This window comes from Cedecea colo, assembly GCF_011808225.1.
Lineage (GTDB): Bacteria > Pseudomonadota > Gammaproteobacteria > Enterobacterales > Enterobacteriaceae > Dryocola > Dryocola colo.
Window position 1 is genome coordinate 254,565 of record NZ_SOYS01000002.1, and the last position, 19,957, is coordinate 274,521.

Here is a 19,957-nt window from a genome sequence, read left to right on the forward strand (position 1 = left end):
TTTTAATTATTCAGGCGTCGTGCGCCGGATGTAGACTGGCAATAAAAGCGGCCAGCGTTGCCACAGAGTAAAAATGCTGACGCATGGTTTCGTTTTCGGCGGATAACGCCACGCCATAACGTTTTTTAACGCTCAGGCCCAGTTCGAGAGCATCAATAGAGTCAAGCCCCAGTCCCTCGCTGCCGAACAGGGGCGCCTCGCTATCAATGTCGTCCACGCTTATCTCTTCAAGGTTCAGCGTGTCGATAATAAGTTGTTTAATATCGTTCTTTAGGGAATCCATATTTGCATCCGGGTCTTAACGAGAGTCAGGCACTAGCTCCTGACGTAAATAATGGCTCAGGCGCCGCGCGGCAAGGGCCGGGGTATCGTCCTGTGCTGTGACAAAATCCAGGCTCTCTATGCGCTGCTGCACAGAGACCGTAATCATCGGTTTGCGCGCCGGGATTTGATACCAGCGGCTTTGCTTATCGAGATAGCGCTGGTCGCAATGAATATGCACCAGCCGCAGGGGGCAGCCGCTGCGAACGGCAATTTGCGCGGCCCCACGCTGGATAATCAGCGGCTCTCCGGGACGTGTACGCGTACCTTCTGGGAAAATAAGTATTGTCTCCCCCGCCGATAAGCGCTGCTGGCTTTGCGGCAATAACGTTTCGCCCTGGCTGTTAATTAAATAATCTGCCGCGCGAATAACCCCTCTGAAACACGGATTATTTACCAGGCTTGCTTTGACCAGGCAGCCAATTTCAGGCGCCTGTGAAGCAATAAAAACATAATCCAGCAGCGTGGGATGATTCGCAACAACCAGAAAGCCTTTATCGCTGCGCAGGTTTTCTGCACCGCTGAACTGATAATCAAAAACGCCCAGACAGCGCCCAATGCGTAAAAATAACCGGAAACTGGCGGCAATGCTGCGACGGGCAATATTACGGCGCTTATTTCGATTGGGTACGGTTATCAGCAGTAAATTAAACCACAGCAGCGACAGCGCAAGGCCGCCGCTGCCAAAAAGAATAAACAGCCAGCCGGTCATGACGACTCGCCAGAACCAGTTGAGGCGTTGCAGGGCTTTGCGCCACATCACCCGCGGCTCCACTGCCACAGCAGCCTTTCTCCATCGAACGCAAACGCAGGTGCTTTGCTCAGCCAGGCATGTAAAAAAACGAGGCTTTGCGGTAGCGCCGCTGCCTCGCCATTAGATGCAGGAACGCTTTCGGCCCGCAGCTGCGAGCCTGCTTCCAGCAGTAATGCTACGGCGAACGGGAAAGCCTCATGCTTGCTTGCCAGCCAGGGCTGATAAAAATCGGGAATGGCGCCGTCAAAATCCACCATCAGCACCCGCTTATAACCGGCGTGATGAAAAGCGGCCACTTCAACCAGCGCCTGAGCGAAGGTATCCTGACCGGCGGATACGGAGGATGAAACCAGAGGTGCTTTCGCAGCAATAGTGGTGTTGCCAACCGCCGCATTGTGTACCGACATAGCAAAATCTGTTGGCGAGACCGTTTGCTGTTCAGCCAGAGCGCTCAGGATCTTAAAATTGCGTTCCAGTTCACCATGACGGCTGGCGAAAACCAGCGCATCAGCGCGGCAGCGCTCCAGCACGGCCAGCGCGCTGTCTACCGCAAGGCGACTGCCCGACGCCAGACGGCGCGCGGTCATCATAGGTAAATATGTGCATCTGGCGAGCGTGGCTGACGCATCAATTACCGGGGATGCTTTGCTCCAGGCCAGCCACTGCGCGGCGTCGGAAAGGCCGGGGGCGCTGGCCTGCCAGTCGACAAGGTTAAACGCTAACTTCATTCTCGCTACCATCATTCATCTGCTGCAGCCCACAGTTATATCTTTTATATTGTTATGGGCTATGGAATAACTCTCAATCCGGCTGGATTTTTCTTAAAAATATTTTTTGCGCCGCGGAAATTTGCGGCGGCGCAGAATAGTAACAAAACCCGCGATGAAATAAATCAGTATGCGGAAAAACTCATGATCTGGCGTGTTTACCGGACCATGTTATTTACTGCCATGTGACATTAACGATAGCCAGACGACGCTGCTGATCGAGGTACTGAATATCAGTTTGCATCAGGCTGTTGCTATGTATGGAGCCGCCGGCTAACTGGTTTAGCGCAACGGTGAAGGTTGTCGGTTTGCCTTGTTTATAGCAGGAAAACGCCACCTTCTGGCCCTGCGGCGAGATATCGCATCCTCCTTCGACAATCGCTCCCCTGAATTGAATTACCCCGCCGTACGCACCGGCCTGAGTCAAAGGAGAGAATACCGCCAGCACAGTAACACAGAGAAACTTTTTCAAAGTAGCTTTTGTCATAATCTGTACTCCTCACATGCAGTCTATAATGAAGATAATCGGCAGATATCGGCAGCGCTACAGTGAAACCTTCATACTATCGCTGAAATAAGCACAACAAGGCGGTTACACACATTAAATAACACCTCCAGGCTTATATCCTGCCAGTAGGAACCCACTGTTTTTCCAGGTTAATATCTTTTCCGTTGGTCAAAGTGACGGTGAGGGTCACGCTGTCGTCGGGATCGATATTCAGACTCAGCCTGGCTAATTTTATCGGTTCATTTGCTTTTATTGAGACGCTGGATCGCTGGCTACTGGTGCTTTGTCCGGCCTTTCCGGAACGCGTGGCGGTGAGCTTCATTGAACACTGGCAATCACTGGTCAGGGTGGCGACGGGTTCAATGGTATAAACATTGCCCTGTTGCTGGATATCGAAAGTAAGCTGGTTAGAGAGCGCCGCCAGCAAAATTAAGGTGTGCATGTCATCCCCCAATAAAAAAACAGGGCCAGGGCCCTGTTTTTATATAATAGTGCAGATTCTCAGCTAGTGCTGGTAAGCATTCGCATAGTTACCCCAGCCAACCTGGGTAACAGAGATGGTTGAATTATCAGCCATTTGGTTAGTAATTGCGGTATTTTTACCACCCTGAGACTGAACAACGAAAGTATCTGAATCAGAAGCGCCAGACTGATTTGCTTTCACATAGTTGTTATAACCATATGATTTAATATCAATTGTAGCATCAGGAGAAGAGCCTTGATCGGCAAGAGCAACGTTGTTCACGCCTTCCTGATAAATACTCAGGGTTTCATTACCCTGGCCATTTTGTACAGGAAAATGACCGGCCAAAGCGCTACCGGAAATAACTACCGCTGCTAATGCTGCCACTTTGAATAAATTCATGGTAAACCCCCATCGGATTGAGAATATTAGCCCAAATAGTTTGTGTATTATCGTTGGATAATACGAACCGCCATTTGTGACTGTTTCTGCACTACAACTGCTGTTTTTTGCGTACCGTTCTGGATAATACTTGCTTTATTACCAGAACCTTTCTGGACAATTAAAGCGGTATTACCATAATCGGTCTGCTTAATATCCGCATCGTTTGAACCGCCCGTCTGCGAAATATAAGCAAGGTTATAACTCCCTGATTGATCGACGTTTGCGCGATTGTTGCCTCCGTACTGCGAGACGACCGCTAGTTGCCGGGTCCCTTTTTGATCAACATCGGAACTATTACCAGAACCGTGCTGACCAATAATGGCTGCCTGATTAAAAGATGCTTTGCTTAATTCATTCACTGCAAAGTTATACTCTGAAGCAGCAAGATCGTGACCAGCTGCTATTACATAACCAGGCGCACCCAGCAATGCTAACACCATAAATAACGATGTGTTTTTCATGTTGTCATCCTGGACCTGGATGCTGCCAGGTAACTATGCCAAAATATTAAGTTGTTAACGCAAACAATGAAAAGTTGTTGCTGCGTTACGGAAATGAGTATGTCCTTCGACACATTTAAAATATCTCACCCGCATGGTGTATTTTTATATTTATATTCACCCCAAAGTATGAGTTCGATAAAAAAGCGTAACGCTAACAGGATGTCCTCCCGCCCAGAATTTAATTAACGCTAACGATCGCTAGATTGACTGACAGTTAAACTATCTCAACCGTCTTGCGAAGCCTCTTTTGCGAGGTGTTTGGCAATTTAACGAAGCAAGCCGTCACCACAACACGATTTCTTAAACAGGAAAAAAACGCCGTCGGAAAGGGAGGTTATTTACATATGTTAAAATGCAATGGATGATAACTTTTGAGATTATAAATATTTAGAATCAATAACTTATATTAAATTGTATGATTTTTAAAAACGATGCAAATTAATTAAAATGTACAACTTTAGCATCAAAATTTAATAGTGAAACTTTTACAGTGAAACACTTTAATATCCTGAGTTACATTATGTAACATCTTTAACACTTGCTTTAAGATTACTTCCCGCTAGATTGAATTCAGCAGTAACCATTTTATTTAACACAATGTCATCCGTATCAATGTACGCGTTTGACCGTGTTTTATTATTTCACACACAGCAGTGCAGCACTAATCAGTACCTCTGGTGAATTAACTTTCTGTTAATTCAGCTGATAGTGCATAAAAACCAGGTGGAGTTTCATCATGTTTAATGAAGTCCATACTTTAAATGGTCATACATTGTTATTGATCACAAAACCTTCGCTGCAGGCTTCGGCTCTATTACAACATTTGAAGTCGTCTCTGTCTATAAACGGAAAACTTCATAATATTCAACGCTCTCTTGATGAGATTGCGGGAAATGTTCTGGTTTTATTCGATATGGTCGAGGCAGATAAAAAGCTTATTAATTATTGGCAGGTCAGCTTAAGCCGCAAACACAGCAGCATAAAATTACTTCTTCTCAATACGCCAGAAGAGTATCAGTTCCGTGACATAGAGAACTGGCCTCACATTAACGGCGTTTTTTATACGTCTGAAGAAGAGCCGCGGGTTATCGAAGGCATCCGTGGGGTGATGGAGGGTGAATGTTATTTCTCGCAAAAATTAGCCAGCTACCTTATTAATCACTCAGGAAACTATCGCTTTAACAGCGTTGAATCTTCGCTGTTAACGCACCGCGAAAAGGAGATTCTTAATAAATTGCGTGTCGGCGCTTCCAATATTGAAATCGCTCAGTCGCTATTTATTAGTGAGAATACGGTAAAAACCCATCTCTATAATCTGTTCAAAAAGATAGCCGTTAAAAATCGAACTCAGGCGGTTTCCTGGGCAAACGATAATCTCAGGCGTTGAGGCAATGAAATTACAACCTGCTTTACTGCTGGCGACAGTTTTACTGTGCGCTTCCGGGGGCGCTCGCGCCGTAGAAGTTGAAATTCCCGGACTGTTGACGGATCACACCGTTTCTTCCGTGGGTCACGACTTTTACCGTGCCTTCAGTGACAAGTGGGAAAGCAGCTTTACTGGAAACCTGACTATAAATGAGCGACCCAGTGCCCGTTGGGGAAGCTGGATAACCATTACTGTCGAGCAGGACGTTGTTTTTCAGACTTTTTTATTCCCCATTAAACGCGACTTCGACCGCAACGTCGATATTGCACTGGCTCAAACAGATGAGGCAATTAAACGTCGGCAGATAGATAAGGCCTTATTAGGCACCGGCGATTTAAGCCATGATGAATTCTAGGAGGCTGTCATGCGTATAGCTCATGCGGTTGTTTCCCTGCTGGTTTTTACACCGCTGGCATGGGGCGGCAATATGACCTTTCAGTTTACTAACCCGAATTTTGGCGGTAACCCAAACAACGGCCCTTTCTTACTTAATGAAGCTCAGGCCCAGAACTCTTATAAGGACCCCAGCTATAGCGATGATTATGGTATCGAAACGCCCTCCGCGCTGGATAACTTTACACAAACTATCCAGTCGCAACTGCTGGGCGGCTTGCTCACCAATATCAATACCGGTAAACCCGGGCGCCTGGTGACTAATGACTTTATCGTAGATATTGCCAACGCTGACGGGCAATTAACGATGAACATCACTGACCGCACAACAGGAAAAACCTCAACCATTCAGGTCGCTGGCTTACAAAACAATTCTACTGATTTCTAGTGGGCTTAAACATTCAAAAGGTATTTAAGGATAAACATCATGCAGCGCTTTCTTCTCATCGTAGCAGTGTGTTTATTAAGTGGTTGTTTGACCGCACCACCTAAAGAAGCCGCTAAACCTACATTAATGCCTCGGGCCCAAAGCTATCGCGATTTAACGCATTTACCAGAAGCGGCGGGAAAACTGTTTGTCTCGGTATATAACATCCAGGATGAAACAGGTCAGTTTAAGGCTTATCCGGCAAGTAACTTTTCAACGGCCGTACCGCAAAGCGCCACCGCTATGCTGGTTACGGCATTAAAGGATTCACGCTGGTTTATACCGCTGGAACGTCAGGGATTACAAAACCTGCTCAACGAACGTAAAATAATCCGCGCGGCCCAGGAAAACGGTACCGTTGCGGCGAATAACCGCCAGGCTCTGCAATCGTTAATGGCGGCAAACGTCATGATTGAAGGTTCAATTATTGGCTATGAAAGCAATGTGAAATCAGGCGGCATCGGGGCGCGTTACTTCGGTATTGGCGGTGAAACGCAATATCAACTCGACCAGATAGCTGTCAACCTGCGCGTGGTTAACGTCAGCACCGGCGAGATATTATCATCGGTTAACACCAGCAAAACCATTTTATCTTATGAAGTGCAGGCCGGGGTATTCCGCTTTATTGATTACCAGCGTCTGTTAGAAGGTGAAGTTGGCTTTACCACCAACGAACCGGTGATGATGTGTCTGATGTCGGCTATCGAGACAGGCGTTATTTATCTGGTCAATGACGGTATCGCCCGTGGACTCTGGGATCTTAAGAACCCGGACGACAAAAATAATCCGATACTGGTAAAATACAAAGAAATGTCCGTGCCGCCGGAAGCCTGATGGCAAACCGGAAATAAAAAAACCAGCTTCGGCTGGTTTTTTTATTCGGCGATAGTCGATGCCTGTCTGGATTTTCGCGCCGCAAGCCACAGGCCGCTGTTCTTCATGGCAAAGCCAAACACCAGACCCAGCAGCAAAGAAGGCACTACTATCCGCCACTCGCCCTGGTTGGCGAAGGTTGCACAGGCGCCGATAAAGGTGCCGGGTACGAACGACAGCAGCACATGTCGAGCCTGGACACACATCAGAAAAGCAACGACGCCCGTCACAACATAACCAAGGATTTCCAGATGCGGAGCCAGTGCGCTGCCATGAATAATAACCTGCGCCCAAAGCACGCCGCTGCACAATGTGCAAAGCGAGATAAATAACCCTTTAAGGCCGCCCTGCGGGCAGGCGAAATAAGCGGTACAGCCGAGAAAACCTGCCCAGCTTAGTAAACCAAGGCTCACAGCCACCCAGCCCCAAAGGCCTGAAAGGATACCGGTCGTCAATGCAAGAGAAATGAGTATGTTCATGGCGGCGTATCATAGCAGAGCCTTTCGGCCCAACTACGATCTACCGCACACTTTCTGCAAGAAACAATAAATTATTACATTAATAATGTGATGTGATTCACTCTTTATTCTTCTTCGGATTCCTCAAGCTCATCGCGCATAGCCTGAATAGCTTCACGGCTTATGGCCGCCAGCGTGCGGTAGAAAGGCGTTGCCGCATGGGCTTCAACCTTACCAAGGAAGGTGCCGCACCACGGGAGAAGGTACTCATCAAACAGCGTGGCCTGAGCTTCATACTCATCTTCCTGCGACTGGTCTTCCAGCCACGACGCGGCCAGCAGCAGAGTACCAAAGTGATCGGCCGGCGTCTGGGCAAGGGGCATGCCGCGTTCTTTCAGGAATTCGCGGATCTCGCCTTCCTGGCTCCCCTCCTCCCATGCCGAGCGATATGGCGGAACGCTGCACTCATCACCGACAAAGAGCGCGTTATAATCCGCGGCAAGCAGCTGCGGATCGCAACTTTGCTGCAGACGAGACAGCAACTCGTCCTGCTCCAGCGGCCAATTTGCCGCCAGCTTTCCTTCGTGGATCATCGTCAGCAAGGGTACTAACAGCGGGTCCTGCGGCTGACGGTAAAACAGCGATCCCAGAATACGGCAAATAATTGAGAACTCATTCATGCTAACAATCCATTCAAAGATAGAAATTATAGTGTGGCAAATTCGGCGACAGGCGTCATGCCACGGGCTTCAAGGAAACCTAACAGGCGACGCGGCGTAACGTTTAAAATGCGATCTTCCGGAAAGTCCACTTCCGCCAGAACCTTACGACATTCGTTAAAATCACCCAGGCTAAATGCCGTATGGGAATCAGAGCCCAACGACAGCCAGCCGCCCGCGTCACGTACCGCAGCAGCGATAGCGCGACAGTTCGGCCCGCTCCCTTTACGGGAATGTGTGAAAGAAGAGTTGTTCAGCTCAAGGGCCACATTATATTTAGCCGCAGCCTGAGCGATGGCCGGAATATCAACCGGGAATTTCGGATTCCCGGGATGACTGATGATATGCGCATCGCCGTTAGCCATCGTCGCAATCATCGCTTCGGTATGCGTAGCTTCATCCTGCGGCGGGAAAACGGGTTCGTGGAAACCAGCGATAATCAGATCGAGCGCGTCCAGCATTGGGCCAGTGCAGTCAATTTCGCCGCTGGTATTTTTAATATTCGCTTCAATACCGCGCAAAATACCAACGCCATCGACCATGCGCGGCCAGATGCGCATATTCACAAAGTGCCAGTAGTGCGGCGCGTCGGCCATATCGGGGCCGTGATCGGTGATGGCAAACAGTTTAATGCCCTTGCTTTTGGCAACGGCAATGTAGTCATGCAGGGTGCTGTAGGCGTGAGTACTGGCGACGGTGTGCATATGAAGGTCAACGGGATACATAACTCTCTCCTTTTCTCTTTCCCGCAAGGATAGCAGCTATTACCGTTGAGTTTTAGCCCGGCGGGGAACCGGGCCTGGGTTTAGTAGCCGTGTTGCAGGGAAACCTCGCCCGTCGGCGTTTCACCTTTTTCAATCTGGCGAATCGTTTTGGCAATGTAAGCCATTGCCTCATCGGCGCGCGTAACCGCCGCGACGTGAGGTGTTATTGCCACACGAGGATGCTTCCACAGCGGGCTGTCAACCGGCAGAGGCTCCTTAGAGAATACGTCCAGCATCGCCCCTTTCAGTTTACCGCTATCAAGCGCGGCCAAAAGATCGGCTTCCACCAGGTGAACCCCTCGCGCCAGGTTAAGCACATATGCTTCGTCTGCCAGACGCGCCAGCAGAGATGCATTAATAATGCCGACGGTCTGCGGCGTATTTGGCAGCAGGTTAATAAGAACACGGGTGCCGTTCAGGAAATCGCTGAGCTGCTCAACGCCTGCAAAGCTTGTGACGCCAGGATAATCTTTTTTTCTACGGCTCCAGCAGCGGACCGGGAAGCCCCACGCGGTCAGGCTTTCTGCTACTTTTCTGCCGAGCACGCCTGCGCCGAGAAGGCCAATAGTAAAGTCTTCGCGACGGTAATCATCAAGAGGCTGCCAGTTCGCCTGTTGCTTCTGCGCCTGGTAATCGTCAAAACGTCTGAACCAGTGCAGTACCTGGCTGACAGCGTACTCCTGCATTTGCAGCCCCATGCCAGTATCCTCAAGGCGAAATAGCGGCACGCCTGCTGGAAGCATATCGGGATAGGCCTGCAGCTTGCTGAGAATCGAATCCACGCCTGCGCCAAGCGCGAATACGCCCTTGAGCTGGTGGCGGCCAGCCAGCATTTCCACAGGGGGATGCCAGACTAACGCATAATCAGCGGGCCGATCGTCGCCTTCGCGCCACTCACGTATGCGAGCGTCAGGGAGTTGTTGCTGCAAACCTGCCAGCCAGGATTGGGTATCGAATGTTGGGTGATAGAAAATAATATCCACGCTTCCTCCTTTTTCCTTAGGCTTACGCGAAACGCGAATCAATTCAAGTAATGAATATAATAAAAAAGCAGCGCCCTTTGTTGGTTTAAAAAGCAAGTTGTCTGAAGTTTGTCTAAACGCGCTGAATATAGTGAAAAGTGCATTGACGTGTTTAGCGCTTTTCCCTACATTAGCGCCCGTTCCTGCAGCGCTGGGGCAACAATATGGTGAGGTGTCCGAGTGGCTGAAGGAGCACGCCTGGAAAGTGTGTATACGGCAACGTATCGAGGGTTCGAATCCCTCCCTCACCGCCATATTTCATGGGAAAGCCTGAATTCACGTTCGGGCTTTTTTATTGCCCGTAACCCGTAGAGGGACGGATGAGAACCCTCGACAGGGTTCGACAACAGGCTTCAGCCTGTTGGACGTCAGGGGCATTCATGACCATGACGCCCGTAGGGAGAGCGCAGCGAATCAATCCCTCCCTCACCGCCATATTTCATGGGAAAGCCTGAACTCACGTTCGGGCTTTTTTATTACCCGTAACCCGTGTAGGGACGGATGAGAACCCTCGACAGGGTTCGACAACAGGCTTCAGCCTGTTGGACGTCAGGGGCATTCATGACCATGACGCCCGTAGGGAGAGCGCAGCGAATCAATCCCTCCCTCACCGCCATATTTAAAGAAGAGTTCGCATATCTATGCGGGCTTTTTTTCGCATATTGCACGCAGAGGGACGGTGAGAACCCTCGACAGGGTTCGACAACAGGCTGAGCGAATCAATCCCTCCCTCACCGCCATCTTTAAAGAAGAGCTCGCATATCTATGCGGGCTTTTTTTTCGTGCAAAATTCCTCATCGCTCAAGGCTTAACCGAACAAACCATAAAGAGAAAATTACACTTGACCGAATGAGGCTGACTCCCTATAGTAGCGCCCCGTTGCCCCCGTAAGCGGGTAACAAAAAACAATATGGTGAGGTGTCCGAGTGGCTGAAGGAGCACGCCTGGAAAGTGTGTATACGGCAACGTATCGAGGGTTCGAATCCCTCCCTCACCGCCATATTTAAAGAAGAGCTCGCATATTCATGCGGGCTTTTTTTTCGCATATTGCACGCAGAGGGACGGTGAGAACCCTCGACAGGGTTCGACAACAGGCTTCAGCCTGTTGGACGTCATGGGCATTCATGACCATGACGCCCGTAGGGAGAGCGCAGCGAATCAATCCCTTCCTTACCGCCATATTTAAAGAAGAGCTCGCATATCTATGCGGGCTTTTTTTCGCATATTGCACGCAGAGGGACGGTGAGAACCCTCGACAGGGTTCGACAACAGGCTTCAGCCTGTTGGACGTCAGGGACATTCATGACCATGACGCCCGTAGGGAGAGCGCAGCGAATCAATCCCTCCCTTACCGCCATATTTCATGGGAAAGCCTGAATGCACGTTCGGGCTTTTTTATTGCCCGAAACCCGTAGAGGGACGGCTGGGAAATTACTTATTCCGCTGATACTTTTCCGGCAGCGGAGGCACGGGCCGCCTGTCATCGATTAAATGCAGAATCGTCAGTATTGGATGGCGAAACAGCATCCGGTGGCCTGCCCAGCGCATGATCTGCTTCATCTCTTCTCTCCGGGCGGGCTGATAACAATGGATCGGGCAGTGTTTACAGGCGGGTTTTTCGTTCCCGAAGGCGCAGCGATCCAGCCTTTTTGACGCGTAACTGAACAGAGATTGATAGTGCTCCGGCGTTTTATCGGCCGTCGGGTTGTTTTGCTCGTACAGGTTGAGCATTTTTTGAATGGTTTTTTTCTCTCTCTCGATTCGTTTCTCTGACATAGCGATACCTGAAGATTGATCGGCCCCGGCGGCAGGTTGTTAAATATGCATTTATAATACACCTTATCATGGGGAAAAATATAAGCGTGCCTGGAGAAAACATATGGCACGGGGATTGCTGCAAAAAAGAAGAAAGCCTGAACGCATCTTCAGGCTTTTTAATACAACGGCTTAAATATCGCTGAATGTGCCCAGACGATACCCACGCTCGGCAATCGCGTATTTCAGGGAGGCCGACGTCAGCACATCCAGCTCGGCGAGGCGCGGATAGTTGTATTTGCTCGCCAGAATGGTGTTATCAATAAAAGAAGGATGACACATAACTTCAAGCGACTGCTCCTCACGCGCCATAGCGCGATCCAGCGTATCCAGGAACAGCGTTTGAGTGATGGCTTCGCCATAGAAGCCACTGTCGAAACCCTGCGTACTCCGGGCCCCGTGCAATTCCAGTTCGCTCTTTCTTACTTCGTCATGGTCGATACGCATGGCGACGCCCTGCTCTTTGGCAAAGGCTGCAACGAGAGGAAAAATCTGCGGGATCATATGTACGTGATGGTGACTATCAATATGGGTTGGCCGGCGGCCAAAGAACCTGATAAAGCGCGCAAACTGGCACTCCAGCTCCTGCTGGATCTCCGCAAGCGGCAGCGTTCCCGCTTCTGCCCTTTCCCAAATCCATTTACCCAGTGCGCCCTTCTCGTCTACCAGGCCCGGCATCGCAGAAAGTGGGCGCCCCAGCGTCAACACAAAGTGCATACCGACCGCCAGTTTTGGGTGCGCCGCGCTCAGGGACACCGCATGGCCGATGCCTGCCGCATTAACCATCGCCGTGGTTGACGTCACGACGCCATTATTAAATGCCTCGATAATGCCGTAGTTCTGCGCTTTACACAGTCCAAAATCATCCGCATTTACGATCAACAACTTATCCATAAGCGCTTCCTTTAAATTGCCTTCCCCGCACGGGAAAGGCTCAGCTCATTGGCTATTTCAGCGCCGCAATCGTTTGTGCAAACTCAGGCAGCAACGCCTCGTGTGCTAACAGCATGTCACGCGCAAGTTTTTCCGCATCTTTATCGGAGTGGATGAGCGGGCTCAGGTTTAGCGCCAGCAGCACGTCATTGAGCTTACCGCTTAACGCAGCTTCGCTGGCGGCAATTTCAAAGCCTTTAATGGTATAAATCAGGCCGAGGACTTTTTCATCAAAGTGTGTGATACGCGGCGTTGGCGTGGCGCCGTCGCTTCCAATCGTACAGGTCATTTCGATAGCCCAGTCTGTCGGGATATTATCAATGTGGCCTTTATGCGGGAAGTTGACGTAATGCTCGGTTTGCTTGTTGTTGTAGATAGCGCTAATCACTTCACAGGCCGCGTCTGAATAATAAGCCCCGCCGCGCAGCTCAAGCTCTTTCGGCTTCACGTTCAGCTCAGGATTTTTGTACAGATCGAAGAGCTGTTTCTCAATTTTCTGCACAACCGTCGCTCGCGCGCCACCTTTATAGAATTCGCCCATCTCGATGGCCAGCATCTCTTTTTGCTTGAAGTAATAAAGCAGGTAGGAGCACGGAATGAGATTCAGAGAACGCAGCAGCCCCTCACTGAACGGCAGATCGAAGATATTCTTCACGCCGCTTGCCTTCAGCGTGCCGGCGGCAACGCCGTCAAGCAATTCAGCAAAGCGCGATTCACCATTAACCAGTACATCTTTGATGAACACCATGTGGTTCAGGCCAAAAAGATCAATCGCCAGGTCATCCTGCGGCTGTATCTTCAGCACGTCCTGAATGAACATTTTCATCCCCACCGGAATGTTACACACACCGATGAATTTCTTAAATTTGGTGTGGCGGAACACCGCCTCGGTTACCATGCCGGCCGGATTGGTAAAGTTAATCACCCAGGCGTGCGGGCAAATCTCTTCCACATCTTTGATGATGTCAAAAATCACCGGAATAGTGCGCAGCCCTTTGAATAGCCCGCCCGCCCCGTTGGTTTCCTGGCCTAAATAGCCGTGGCTCAGAGGAATACGCTCATCAAGTTCACGCGCTTTTAACTGACCTACTCGTAGCTGAGTAGTGACGAAATCTGCGTCCAGCAGCGCTTCGCGGCGATCGAGCGTTTTGTAGATCGCAATGGGCACCCCGGCACGCTCAACCATGCGCAGGCAGAGCTCGAAAATAATATCCTGCTTCTCTTTGCCCGCTTCCACATCGACCAGCCATAATTCAGTGATGGGCAATTCATCGTAACGTTTAATAAAGCCTTCGAGTAATTCTGGGGTATAGCTACTTCCGCCACCAATAGTCACGACTTTCAGTTTTTTGCTCATAGGAACTCCCGTACAATATCATTGCACTGCAAATTAAAGACAGCGATATAAATGAATGAGTGCAGATTATGAAGAAAATCCACATTGATTCACCTACAGGTTAACTAATACTAAACAACTGTTTCCGGTACTGCTTCGGTGTAAATGAAGTTAGTTTCTTAAAGTTTTTAATAAACATACTCGGGCTGCTGTATCCTGATTCAAATGCAATGTCCGTAACCGAGTAATTTGTTATCTCCAGTTGTTTCCTGGCAAAGTCTATGCGTATTTCATTGATGATTTTCATCGGCGTTTTGCCATAATGGCGTTGCGTTGCGCGGGTCAGATATTCCTGCGACTTGCCGGACAGCGTTACCATATTAGACAGGGCCTTATCACCAAAGCGGGCTTTGTCGTGCATCTTTTCAACGGTTACCTTCAACCAGACCGGGATATCCGTTATTACTTCCGATTCGCGATGATGACGCAGCCGGTTAACAATATAGAACGTCACCATTTCCAGAAATTCGTTAAATTCACCGTTTCTGAAGTTAAGCGAGGCAATCACCGACTCAATATAAGCCATAAACTCATTCTTGATTTGATATACCTGCGACGCGACAAAGCGTTGTGGTAATAAAGATAAATAGTGCTGTTCAAAAAAGGCTTTACTGATACCTACGTTTAATATTCTGGTAGCGCCAAATTCATAAAAACTTTGGTGATGTGAACCCAGCGGAATAAAAACAAAATCTCCGCGTTCTAACAGCACTCGCTTACCATTAATATCCTGATAATATCGCCCGGTAAGTACTATGGTAAATTCGTAGTAATCATGCTGATGCAGCCCGGAGATGCTTTCTACTTTGTTGTAGATAAAAACGTGGAAATTTTGACCATCGAAGAGTTGATTTTCGCGTGCTGTCTTAATTTCCATACTCAATACCGGTGGCTGCATTATGACTCCCTACGTTATTTTATTTTTTCGTGTAGCTCAATGAGCTCCGTCACGAGTTCGCGTGCAAGCATTGAGGTCATCAGGTGGTCCTGCGCGTGTACCAGCACCAGGCTGACTTTGGTTTTGCCTTCGCCCTGGTCATCTTCAATCAGCTTTGTTTGTACCAGGTGCGCTTCATTCAGCGACCGGCGCGAGTTGGCCATCAGATCGCGAGCCTGTTCAAAATCGCCTTCTTTCGCCTTTTTAAGTGCGGCATAGGCCAGGCTGCGGGCCTGACCTGAGTTTATGATCAACCCCATGACCACTTCTTCGAGATCCTGTGCTTCTTCTGTTTCAACGACGTCAACTAAATCAAACATCTTTATTTCTCACCCTTAAGTTGGTCAGCGCCGGAGAGGTGGTTCTCCCTCCGGCAGTAGTCCGGATTAGAATTTCAGCGCGTTGGCAATATCTTCTTCGCTTTCTTCTTCTTCAATAACGCTCTGCGCCTTATTGGAGATGGCAACGAAAGGAAGATAAATCAGCGTGGCAACGCCCAGGTTAAACAGGGCCAGCAGCAGCGCGGCAATGCTTCCGTTAGTGTTAAAGAAGGCGCCCAGGCCAGCAGGCATTGTCCACGGTGCAATGTTGGTAATCGGCGGGATAAGCCCCAGGTAGTAGGCCACAAGCGTAATCGCGGCCAGAATCGGTTGAATCAGTACAAACGGAATAAACATCACCGGATTCATAATGATTGGCAGCCCGAACAGGATAGGTTCGTTAATCTGGAAGATGCCGGAAGGCAGGGCAAGCTTTGCCACCTGACGATGATCGGCGCGACGCGAACCAATAAAGATGGCGATGATTAAGCCAAGCGTTGCGCCGGTACCGCCGAGGAAGATATACGAGTCGAGCATCGGTTTCGCCCAGACATGGAATGTCTTACCGGCTTCAAGCGCCGCATCTACTGAACCGTACTGGGTATAGATGGCGACGTTTTCCAGCGCCCACGGCGTCATAATGCCGCTGTCGAGCGCTGCCAGCGCCAGAGAGCCGTGCACGCCAAAGAACCACAGCAGGGAAGTGAAGATAACGTACGCCCAGCCCACTACCGCACCCATCGACGCCAGCGGCGTGGAGATGGAGTCCATAATAATCTGGTGGAAGTTGCTGCCAAAGGAGGCCAGCGCCCAGGAAATAATCCCGAAGATGGACAGAATAATAAAGCCCGGAATTAACGCAGAGAATGAGCGCGATACCGAAGCGGGTACGCTATCGGGCAAACGAATAACCCAGTTGCGTCGAATAACGAAGGTAAACATTTCGGCAACAATAAGGCCAATAATAATACCGGAAATAATATTTGCGCCGCCTAGCCAATTAGCGCCCACGGCATAAGCTTCGCCTACGCTATAAGGCGTTACGGTCATAAAAGCAGCCACGGATAATAAACCTGCGGCTAGCGAGTCAACTTTACGTTCTTCGGCTAAGGCCATCCCTATAAAAAAGGGAGCCATCAGCGACATAATGCCCAACGTACCGTTGTACACATTGCCACCGATGGCTTTTAACCCATTAAGCGTTTCAATGGTCGAAGGGTCTAAACGAATACCTAATGAATAAAAGAAAGATCCTGCGCCAAAACTCAAAAAAACGTTATTGATAAGAACAAACATTGCCCCCGTCAGGGTTAACGGCATTAGCTTGATAAAACCATTTTTAATTGCGTTAACGTGCGGTTGTTTTCCTATTTTGACGGCAAAAGGAAGGAGAACCTTTTCAAGTGAATCAATGACTTTACTCATTTGCATTTTCCTTTAACGCCGCCAGTCGGCGGCCAGGGTGTGTAAGGTCTTTCTTTGACGGAAAAATAAAACAATAATTAAAATTAACCGTTTGCTGCTTTTTTGATCGATGCGACAGCGGCTTTCAGGACGCCCAGTCCATCCACTTTGCCGTACAGGGCGGAATCAATTACTTCAACCGGCTTGTTTGGTAATACCTTTTTAATTTCAGGCAACATATAGGCGATTTGTGGTCCCAGCAGAATGAGATCTGCCGCACCACCCTTTTCGCCTGCCAGGGTTTCAGGAAACGCTTCAATAATGACCGGAACTTCATATTTCGCGGCCTGTGCTTTCATTTTCGACACCAGCAGCGAAGTAGACATTCCGGCGGAACAAAATAGATAGATAACTTTCTTTTCCATAGGAAATCCTCATATTCCAGATAAGTTGCAGATTAGACAAACGTCCTTTTTTGTCTGCTGTGTTGACGGGCCAATAGCCGAAAGTTTAAAAAGTACTGCTTGTCTTTGCGTGAAATGAGTATACGGCATGCGGTTAGACGGGGATAATTCTGCAGCAGCCAAAATTGTCTCTCCTTGACCGGGCCTTATGACCACCCTCACATTTCAGGCAAATAATTCGCGCAAAGAAAAAAGCCCAAACCAGGTTTGGGCTTTTAAAATTATCTACAGGCGCGATCAGTCGTAAGCGTTTAACGTCCGCTGACACAGGGCCGAACGGACACAATCCTGTTTGCCAAAACGCACTACACCAATCATTTCATCTTCTTCGAAACGTGCCAGCGCATCGCTTAAGCCTGACTGTACGCCAGCAGGCAAATCACACTGCGTAATATCGCCATTCACGATCACCGTCACGTTTTCCCCAAGGCGCGTCAGGAACATTTTCATTTGCGCTGCGGTAACATTCTGCGCCTCATCAAGAATCACCACCGCATTTTCAAAGGTGCGCCCGCGCATATAGGCGAACGGCGCAATCTCTACCTTACCGATTTCGGGCCGCAGACAGTACTGCATAAAAGACGAGCCCAGCCGCCGCACCAGAATGTCATACACCGGGCGGAAATACGGTGCGAACTTTTCCGCGATGTCGCCGGGCAAGAAGCCGAGATCTTCGTCAGCCTGCAGGACCGGGCGAGTAACAATTATCCTGTCGACGTCCTTATGTATCAGGGCCTCAGCGGCTTTTGCCGCGCTGATATAAGTTTTGCCGCACCCCGCTTCCCCGGTGGCGAATATCAACTGCTTTCTCTCGATGGCGTTAAGATAGTGCTCCTGAGCCTCGTTTCGCGCGGCTATTGGTGAATTGTCGCGGCAATCCCTCGCCATACCAATAGATTCTACGCCGCTCATCTGCACAAGCGTGGTGACCGATTCCTCTTCGCGTTGCCGGTGGCTCCGCGAATCTCGTCTTAGTACACGTTTTGCTTCACGACGAGCTTTGATCACTGCTTTCTGTCTTCCCATGGATGGCACCTTACAGTTGGTTTCATTTCCCGCGTCACCTGTCTGGACGCGATTATGCTTACTAACGGATGAGGTTTGGCTTCCTTGTAAGCCATGAACTGCCGGTTGAGATGATGCGCCAGTCAGGCGACAGGCGCCGCTTAGCGCATCGTTGACACGTTGTAGTGTGGTGGAATCAGGAAATGTAGCGGTGAGGATAGCGAAGCCGGAGGAAGTACCTCCGCGCCGGGATGTGCGGGTAAGATGTTTTTTCAATCGTCCAGTACAGGACCCTACCATTCGCGATCTCCATTGTGATTGAACTTCACAGCCGGGAACTACCGCTCATGCTTTAAGTACATCAAAAATTATCTAAAATGCAACATTAAATTTACTTAAAATCAACATTGCCGCACTCCCGGCTGGGTCAGAACGTTATGCCATACTTATATTACATTTTTATATCAATGGGATGCATACGAGCAATACTGACGCATGATTTTCACCCGAATTGTTAGCAAATGAAAAATTAGCAGGAAAAGGAAACAGCCGTTCAGGCCTCGATCAGCCCCTGTCCCAGGTAATGCTGCTTATCTGGCGCACCCGGCAGCGCAAAGAAATATCCTCCGCCCAGGGGCTTCACATACTCCTCCAGCGCTTCACCGTTAAGGCGCTTTTGCACGGCGAGAAAACCTTTCTCCAGATCGTGCTGATAGCAGACGAACAGCAGGCCCATATCCAGCTGCCCGGATTTGGAGACGCCAAGCGAGTAGCTGTAGCCGCGGCGCACCATCAGATTTGCCTGCGTTTCTTTAGTGCGCGGGTTAGCCAGGCGTATGTGGGCATCCAGCGCAATCACGTTGCCATCGGGATCGGCGGCATAATCAGGTTCATCGTGCTCGTTTTTCATGCCCAGCGGCGCACCGCTGTGTTTCTCGCGGCCAAAAATCGTCTGCTGCTCTTTAAGCGGCGTACGATCCCAGGATTCCACGTGAAACTGGATGATGCGAATCGCCTGATAGCTTCCACCTACGCTCCACGCGGGTTCGCCCTGCTCTTTTGTCACCCACACGACAGCATCCATCAGCCCGGCATCGCTGCTGTCCGGGTTGGCGGTGCCATCTTTAAATCCAAGCAGGTTGATCGGCGTCTCCTTGCCGCGGCTGCGGGCAGCATGGTTCGAAATAAAGCCTTCACGCTTCCAGCGCACGCTCAGCAAATCCGGCGTGTGCTTGATGATGTCACGCAGGGCGTGAATAACCGTATCGGCAGTGTTGGCGCAAATCTGCAATAACACATCACCATGGCACAGGCTGGCATCAAGGGAATCGTTAGGAAAACGCTCCATCTTTTGCAGTTTTTTCGGCATCTGCGCCTGCAGGCCAAAGCGATCGTCAAACAGCGTGACGCCTGCCGACAACGTTATCGTCAGGTTATCTGGAAAAATTTCCGCGCCAAGAATGCCGGAGTCCATCGGCGGCATACGCGGGTTCGGCGTTTCCGGCGCAGCGCCGCCGGTTGTGAGAAAATCGAAACGCGCCGTCAGCAGCCGAAACAGACGTTCAAGATCGGCTTTATCGGTCGCCAGCACATCAAAAGCTACCAGCATCATTGCTGCCTGCTGCGGGGTAAGAATACCTGCCTGATGTGGCCCGTAGAACGGCTGCTTTTCCATTCGCGCATCGGGTGGAAGCGTGCCCGGCGACGTTTCCGTTTTTGCCGCATGAGCAACCGGGCAGCCGCCAGTAACGGCAAAGGCGCCCCCGAGGGCGCCCAGCGTTTTCAGTAATTGACGACGTGCAGGTTGCTGCACGCCGGATTTAGTTTTCTCTTGCATCTTA

24 protein-coding genes and 2 tRNA genes are annotated in these 19,957 nt (G+C 49.8%); 6 read left to right on the top strand and 20 right to left on the bottom strand.

What is annotated here, in order from left to right; all coding sequences use genetic code 11:
- Positions 1 to 10: 10 nt before the first annotated feature.
- The 7 genes from E2L00_RS05590 to csgB form a co-directional block, all read right to left on the bottom strand.
- The gene (locus tag E2L00_RS05590; protein WP_167608185.1) at positions 11 to 283 is read right to left on the bottom strand and encodes a phosphopantetheine-binding protein; all 273 of its coding nucleotides are present in this window, start codon (positions 281 to 283) and stop codon (positions 11 to 13) included.
- Positions 284 to 298: 15 nt separating this feature from the next.
- A complete protein-coding gene (locus tag E2L00_RS05595) occupies positions 299 to 1,081 on the bottom strand; it encodes a lysophospholipid acyltransferase family protein (RefSeq protein ID WP_167609622.1) in 783 nt (260 codons plus the stop codon).
- Positions 1,081 to 1,803, bottom strand: a complete 723-nt coding sequence (locus E2L00_RS05600) for a beta-ketoacyl synthase chain length factor (protein ID WP_167608188.1) — start codon at positions 1,801 to 1,803, stop codon at positions 1,081 to 1,083. The genes E2L00_RS05595 and E2L00_RS05600 overlap by 1 nt, the downstream gene beginning before the upstream one ends.
- 214 nt (positions 1,804 to 2,017) lie before the next feature.
- Complete coding sequence (locus E2L00_RS05605; protein WP_236127683.1) at positions 2,018 to 2,329, bottom strand: hypothetical protein; 312 nt, start codon at positions 2,327 to 2,329, stop codon at positions 2,018 to 2,020.
- A gap of 133 nt (positions 2,330 to 2,462) precedes the next feature.
- Positions 2,463 to 2,792 (bottom strand): curli assembly chaperone CsgC, encoded by a 330-nt coding sequence (gene csgC / locus E2L00_RS05610; protein ID WP_167608190.1) that lies wholly within the window; start codon positions 2,790 to 2,792, stop codon positions 2,463 to 2,465.
- Between the two features lie 63 nt (positions 2,793 to 2,855).
- Positions 2,856 to 3,215, bottom strand: coding sequence for a curlin (locus tag E2L00_RS05615; protein ID WP_167608193.1), 360 nt, complete (start codon positions 3,213 to 3,215; stop codon positions 2,856 to 2,858).
- A 47-nt stretch (positions 3,216 to 3,262) separates the two neighbouring features.
- Positions 3,263 to 3,718: a curli minor subunit CsgB gene (gene csgB, locus E2L00_RS05620; protein ID WP_167608195.1), complete on the bottom strand. Its 456-nt coding sequence runs from the start codon at positions 3,716 to 3,718 to the stop codon at positions 3,263 to 3,265.
- A gap of 778 nt (positions 3,719 to 4,496) precedes the next feature.
- Here csgB and csgD point away from each other — a divergent pair.
- From csgD to csgG, 4 genes are read left to right on the top strand one after another with little or no spacing between them, the layout of a single operon-like run.
- Positions 4,497 to 5,147 carry a biofilm master transcriptional regulator CsgD gene (gene csgD, locus E2L00_RS05625; RefSeq protein WP_167608198.1) on the top strand — a complete coding sequence of 217 codons (651 nt, stop codon included), beginning with the start codon at positions 4,497 to 4,499 and terminating at the stop codon, positions 5,145 to 5,147.
- Between the two features lie 4 nt (positions 5,148 to 5,151).
- Entirely contained in the window at positions 5,152 to 5,541 is a 390-nt protein-coding gene (gene csgE, locus E2L00_RS05630) for a curli production assembly/transport protein CsgE (RefSeq protein ID WP_167608201.1), read from the top strand.
- Between the two features lie 9 nt (positions 5,542 to 5,550).
- On the top strand, positions 5,551 to 5,967 hold the full coding sequence (csgF, locus tag E2L00_RS05635; protein WP_167608204.1) for a curli production assembly/transport protein CsgF: 417 nt from the start codon (positions 5,551 to 5,553) through the stop codon (positions 5,965 to 5,967).
- 39 nt (positions 5,968 to 6,006) lie between these two features.
- The gene (gene csgG, locus E2L00_RS05640) at positions 6,007 to 6,840 is read left to right on the top strand and encodes a curli production assembly/transport protein CsgG (protein WP_167608207.1); all 834 of its coding nucleotides are present in this window, start codon (positions 6,007 to 6,009) and stop codon (positions 6,838 to 6,840) included.
- Between the two features lie 41 nt (positions 6,841 to 6,881).
- Here the strand turns inward: csgG and E2L00_RS05645 are convergent, their stop codons facing one another.
- From E2L00_RS05645 to ghrA, 4 genes are all read right to left on the bottom strand, one after another.
- Entirely contained in the window at positions 6,882 to 7,358 is a 477-nt protein-coding gene (locus E2L00_RS05645; RefSeq protein ID WP_167608210.1) for a DUF1097 domain-containing protein, read from the bottom strand.
- A 104-nt stretch (positions 7,359 to 7,462) separates the two neighbouring features.
- The gene (locus tag E2L00_RS05650) at positions 7,463 to 8,017 is read right to left on the bottom strand and encodes a TorD/DmsD family molecular chaperone (protein WP_167608212.1); all 555 of its coding nucleotides are present in this window, start codon (positions 8,015 to 8,017) and stop codon (positions 7,463 to 7,465) included.
- Between the two features lie 26 nt (positions 8,018 to 8,043).
- Positions 8,044 to 8,781: a phosphatase gene (locus E2L00_RS05655; RefSeq protein WP_167608215.1), complete on the bottom strand. Its 738-nt coding sequence runs from the start codon at positions 8,779 to 8,781 to the stop codon at positions 8,044 to 8,046.
- Positions 8,782 to 8,861: 80 nt separating this feature from the next.
- A complete protein-coding gene (gene ghrA / locus E2L00_RS05660; protein ID WP_167608218.1) occupies positions 8,862 to 9,803 on the bottom strand; it encodes a glyoxylate/hydroxypyruvate reductase GhrA in 942 nt (313 codons plus the stop codon).
- 205 nt (positions 9,804 to 10,008) lie between these two features.
- Here ghrA and E2L00_RS05665 point away from each other — a divergent pair.
- Both E2L00_RS05665 and E2L00_RS05670 read left to right on the top strand, forming a co-directional pair.
- Positions 10,009 to 10,096: transfer RNA gene (locus tag E2L00_RS05665), tRNA-Ser, on the top strand.
- Between the two features lie 658 nt (positions 10,097 to 10,754).
- Positions 10,755 to 10,842, top strand: a tRNA-Ser gene (locus E2L00_RS05670).
- A 431-nt stretch (positions 10,843 to 11,273) separates the two neighbouring features.
- Here the strand turns inward: E2L00_RS05670 and E2L00_RS05675 are convergent.
- The 9 genes from E2L00_RS05675 to efeB all read right to left on the bottom strand — a co-directional run bounded on the left by E2L00_RS05675 (position 11,274) and on the right by efeB (position 19,953).
- Positions 11,274 to 11,618: a nitrous oxide-stimulated promoter family protein gene (locus tag E2L00_RS05675; protein WP_167608221.1), complete on the bottom strand. Its 345-nt coding sequence runs from the start codon at positions 11,616 to 11,618 to the stop codon at positions 11,274 to 11,276.
- Positions 11,619 to 11,789: 171 nt separating this feature from the next.
- A complete protein-coding gene (chbG, locus tag E2L00_RS05680; protein WP_167608224.1) occupies positions 11,790 to 12,551 on the bottom strand; it encodes a chitin disaccharide deacetylase in 762 nt (253 codons plus the stop codon).
- 52 nt (positions 12,552 to 12,603) lie between these two features.
- On the bottom strand, positions 12,604 to 13,947 hold the full coding sequence (locus E2L00_RS05685) for a 6-phospho-beta-glucosidase (RefSeq protein WP_167608227.1): 1,344 nt from the start codon (positions 13,945 to 13,947) through the stop codon (positions 12,604 to 12,606).
- Between the two features lie 100 nt (positions 13,948 to 14,047).
- Positions 14,048 to 14,884, bottom strand: coding sequence for a transcriptional regulator ChbR (gene chbR, locus E2L00_RS05690; RefSeq protein WP_167608230.1), 837 nt, complete (start codon positions 14,882 to 14,884; stop codon positions 14,048 to 14,050).
- A gap of 14 nt (positions 14,885 to 14,898) precedes the next feature.
- Positions 14,899 to 15,243: a PTS N,N'-diacetylchitobiose transporter subunit IIA gene (chbA, locus tag E2L00_RS05695; protein ID WP_167608232.1), complete on the bottom strand. Its 345-nt coding sequence runs from the start codon at positions 15,241 to 15,243 to the stop codon at positions 14,899 to 14,901.
- Positions 15,244 to 15,309: 66 nt separating this feature from the next.
- Complete coding sequence (chbC, locus tag E2L00_RS05700; protein ID WP_167608235.1) at positions 15,310 to 16,668, bottom strand: PTS N,N'-diacetylchitobiose transporter subunit IIC; 1,359 nt, start codon at positions 16,666 to 16,668, stop codon at positions 15,310 to 15,312.
- Positions 16,669 to 16,751: 83 nt separating this feature from the next.
- A complete protein-coding gene (locus E2L00_RS05705; RefSeq protein WP_167608238.1) occupies positions 16,752 to 17,072 on the bottom strand; it encodes a PTS sugar transporter subunit IIB in 321 nt (106 codons plus the stop codon).
- A gap of 276 nt (positions 17,073 to 17,348) precedes the next feature.
- The gene (gene phoH / locus E2L00_RS05710) at positions 17,349 to 18,137 is read right to left on the bottom strand and encodes a phosphate starvation-inducible protein PhoH (RefSeq protein ID WP_201279317.1); all 789 of its coding nucleotides are present in this window, start codon (positions 18,135 to 18,137) and stop codon (positions 17,349 to 17,351) included.
- Between the two features lie 532 nt (positions 18,138 to 18,669).
- Positions 18,670 to 19,953 carry an iron uptake transporter deferrochelatase/peroxidase subunit gene (efeB, locus tag E2L00_RS05715; RefSeq protein WP_167608240.1) on the bottom strand — a complete coding sequence of 428 codons (1,284 nt, stop codon included), beginning with the start codon at positions 19,951 to 19,953 and terminating at the stop codon, positions 18,670 to 18,672.
- Positions 19,954 to 19,957 lie beyond the last annotated feature (4 nt).

What these genes read in the sequence shown, in the direction of transcription:
- E2L00_RS05655 (WP_167608215.1), bottom strand. Translation starts at nt 8,781, where the DNA reads ATGTATCCCGTTGACCTTCATATGCACACCGTCGCCAGTACTCACGCC.
- csgB (WP_167608195.1), bottom strand. Translation starts at nt 3,718, where the DNA reads ATGAAAAACACATCGTTATTTATGGTGTTAGCATTGCTGGGTGCGCCT.
- csgF (WP_167608204.1), top strand. Translation starts at nt 5,551, where the DNA reads ATGCGTATAGCTCATGCGGTTGTTTCCCTGCTGGTTTTTACACCGCTG.
- E2L00_RS05600 (WP_167608188.1), bottom strand. Translation starts at nt 1,803, where the DNA reads ATGAAGTTAGCGTTTAACCTTGTCGACTGGCAGGCCAGCGCCCCCGGC.
- E2L00_RS05590 (WP_167608185.1), bottom strand. Translation starts at nt 283, where the DNA reads ATGGATTCCCTAAAGAACGATATTAAACAACTTATTATCGACACGCTG.
- E2L00_RS05605 (WP_236127683.1), bottom strand. Translation starts at nt 2,329, where the DNA reads ATGACAAAAGCTACTTTGAAAAAGTTTCTCTGTGTTACTGTGCTGGCG.
- efeB (WP_167608240.1), bottom strand. Translation starts at nt 19,953, where the DNA reads ATGCAAGAGAAAACTAAATCCGGCGTGCAGCAACCTGCACGTCGTCAA.
- E2L00_RS05675 (WP_167608221.1), bottom strand. Translation starts at nt 11,618, where the DNA reads ATGTCAGAGAAACGAATCGAGAGAGAGAAAAAAACCATTCAAAAAATG.
- chbG (WP_167608224.1), bottom strand. Translation starts at nt 12,551, where the DNA reads ATGGATAAGTTGTTGATCGTAAATGCGGATGATTTTGGACTGTGTAAA.
- E2L00_RS05615 (WP_167608193.1), bottom strand. Translation starts at nt 3,215, where the DNA reads ATGAATTTATTCAAAGTGGCAGCATTAGCAGCGGTAGTTATTTCCGGT.
- chbC (WP_167608235.1), bottom strand. Translation starts at nt 16,668, where the DNA reads ATGAGTAAAGTCATTGATTCACTTGAAAAGGTTCTCCTTCCTTTTGCC.
- phoH (WP_201279317.1), bottom strand. Translation starts at nt 18,137, where the DNA reads ATGGGAAGACAGAAAGCAGTGATCAAAGCTCGTCGTGAAGCAAAACGT.
- csgC (WP_167608190.1), bottom strand. Translation starts at nt 2,792, where the DNA reads ATGCACACCTTAATTTTGCTGGCGGCGCTCTCTAACCAGCTTACTTTC.
- E2L00_RS05595 (WP_167609622.1), bottom strand. Translation starts at nt 1,081, where the DNA reads ATGTGGCGCAAAGCCCTGCAACGCCTCAACTGGTTCTGGCGAGTCGTC.
- csgE (WP_167608201.1), top strand. Translation starts at nt 5,152, where the DNA reads ATGAAATTACAACCTGCTTTACTGCTGGCGACAGTTTTACTGTGCGCT.
- E2L00_RS05705 (WP_167608238.1), bottom strand. Translation starts at nt 17,072, where the DNA reads ATGGAAAAGAAAGTTATCTATCTATTTTGTTCCGCCGGAATGTCTACT.
- E2L00_RS05650 (WP_167608212.1), bottom strand. Translation starts at nt 8,017, where the DNA reads ATGAATGAGTTCTCAATTATTTGCCGTATTCTGGGATCGCTGTTTTAC.
- chbR (WP_167608230.1), bottom strand. Translation starts at nt 14,884, where the DNA reads ATGCAGCCACCGGTATTGAGTATGGAAATTAAGACAGCACGCGAAAAT.
- csgG (WP_167608207.1), top strand. Translation starts at nt 6,007, where the DNA reads ATGCAGCGCTTTCTTCTCATCGTAGCAGTGTGTTTATTAAGTGGTTGT.
- csgD (WP_167608198.1), top strand. Translation starts at nt 4,497, where the DNA reads ATGTTTAATGAAGTCCATACTTTAAATGGTCATACATTGTTATTGATC.
- E2L00_RS05645 (WP_167608210.1), bottom strand. Translation starts at nt 7,358, where the DNA reads ATGAACATACTCATTTCTCTTGCATTGACGACCGGTATCCTTTCAGGC.
- E2L00_RS05685 (WP_167608227.1), bottom strand. Translation starts at nt 13,947, where the DNA reads ATGAGCAAAAAACTGAAAGTCGTGACTATTGGTGGCGGAAGTAGCTAT.
- chbA (WP_167608232.1), bottom strand. Translation starts at nt 15,243, where the DNA reads ATGTTTGATTTAGTTGACGTCGTTGAAACAGAAGAAGCACAGGATCTC.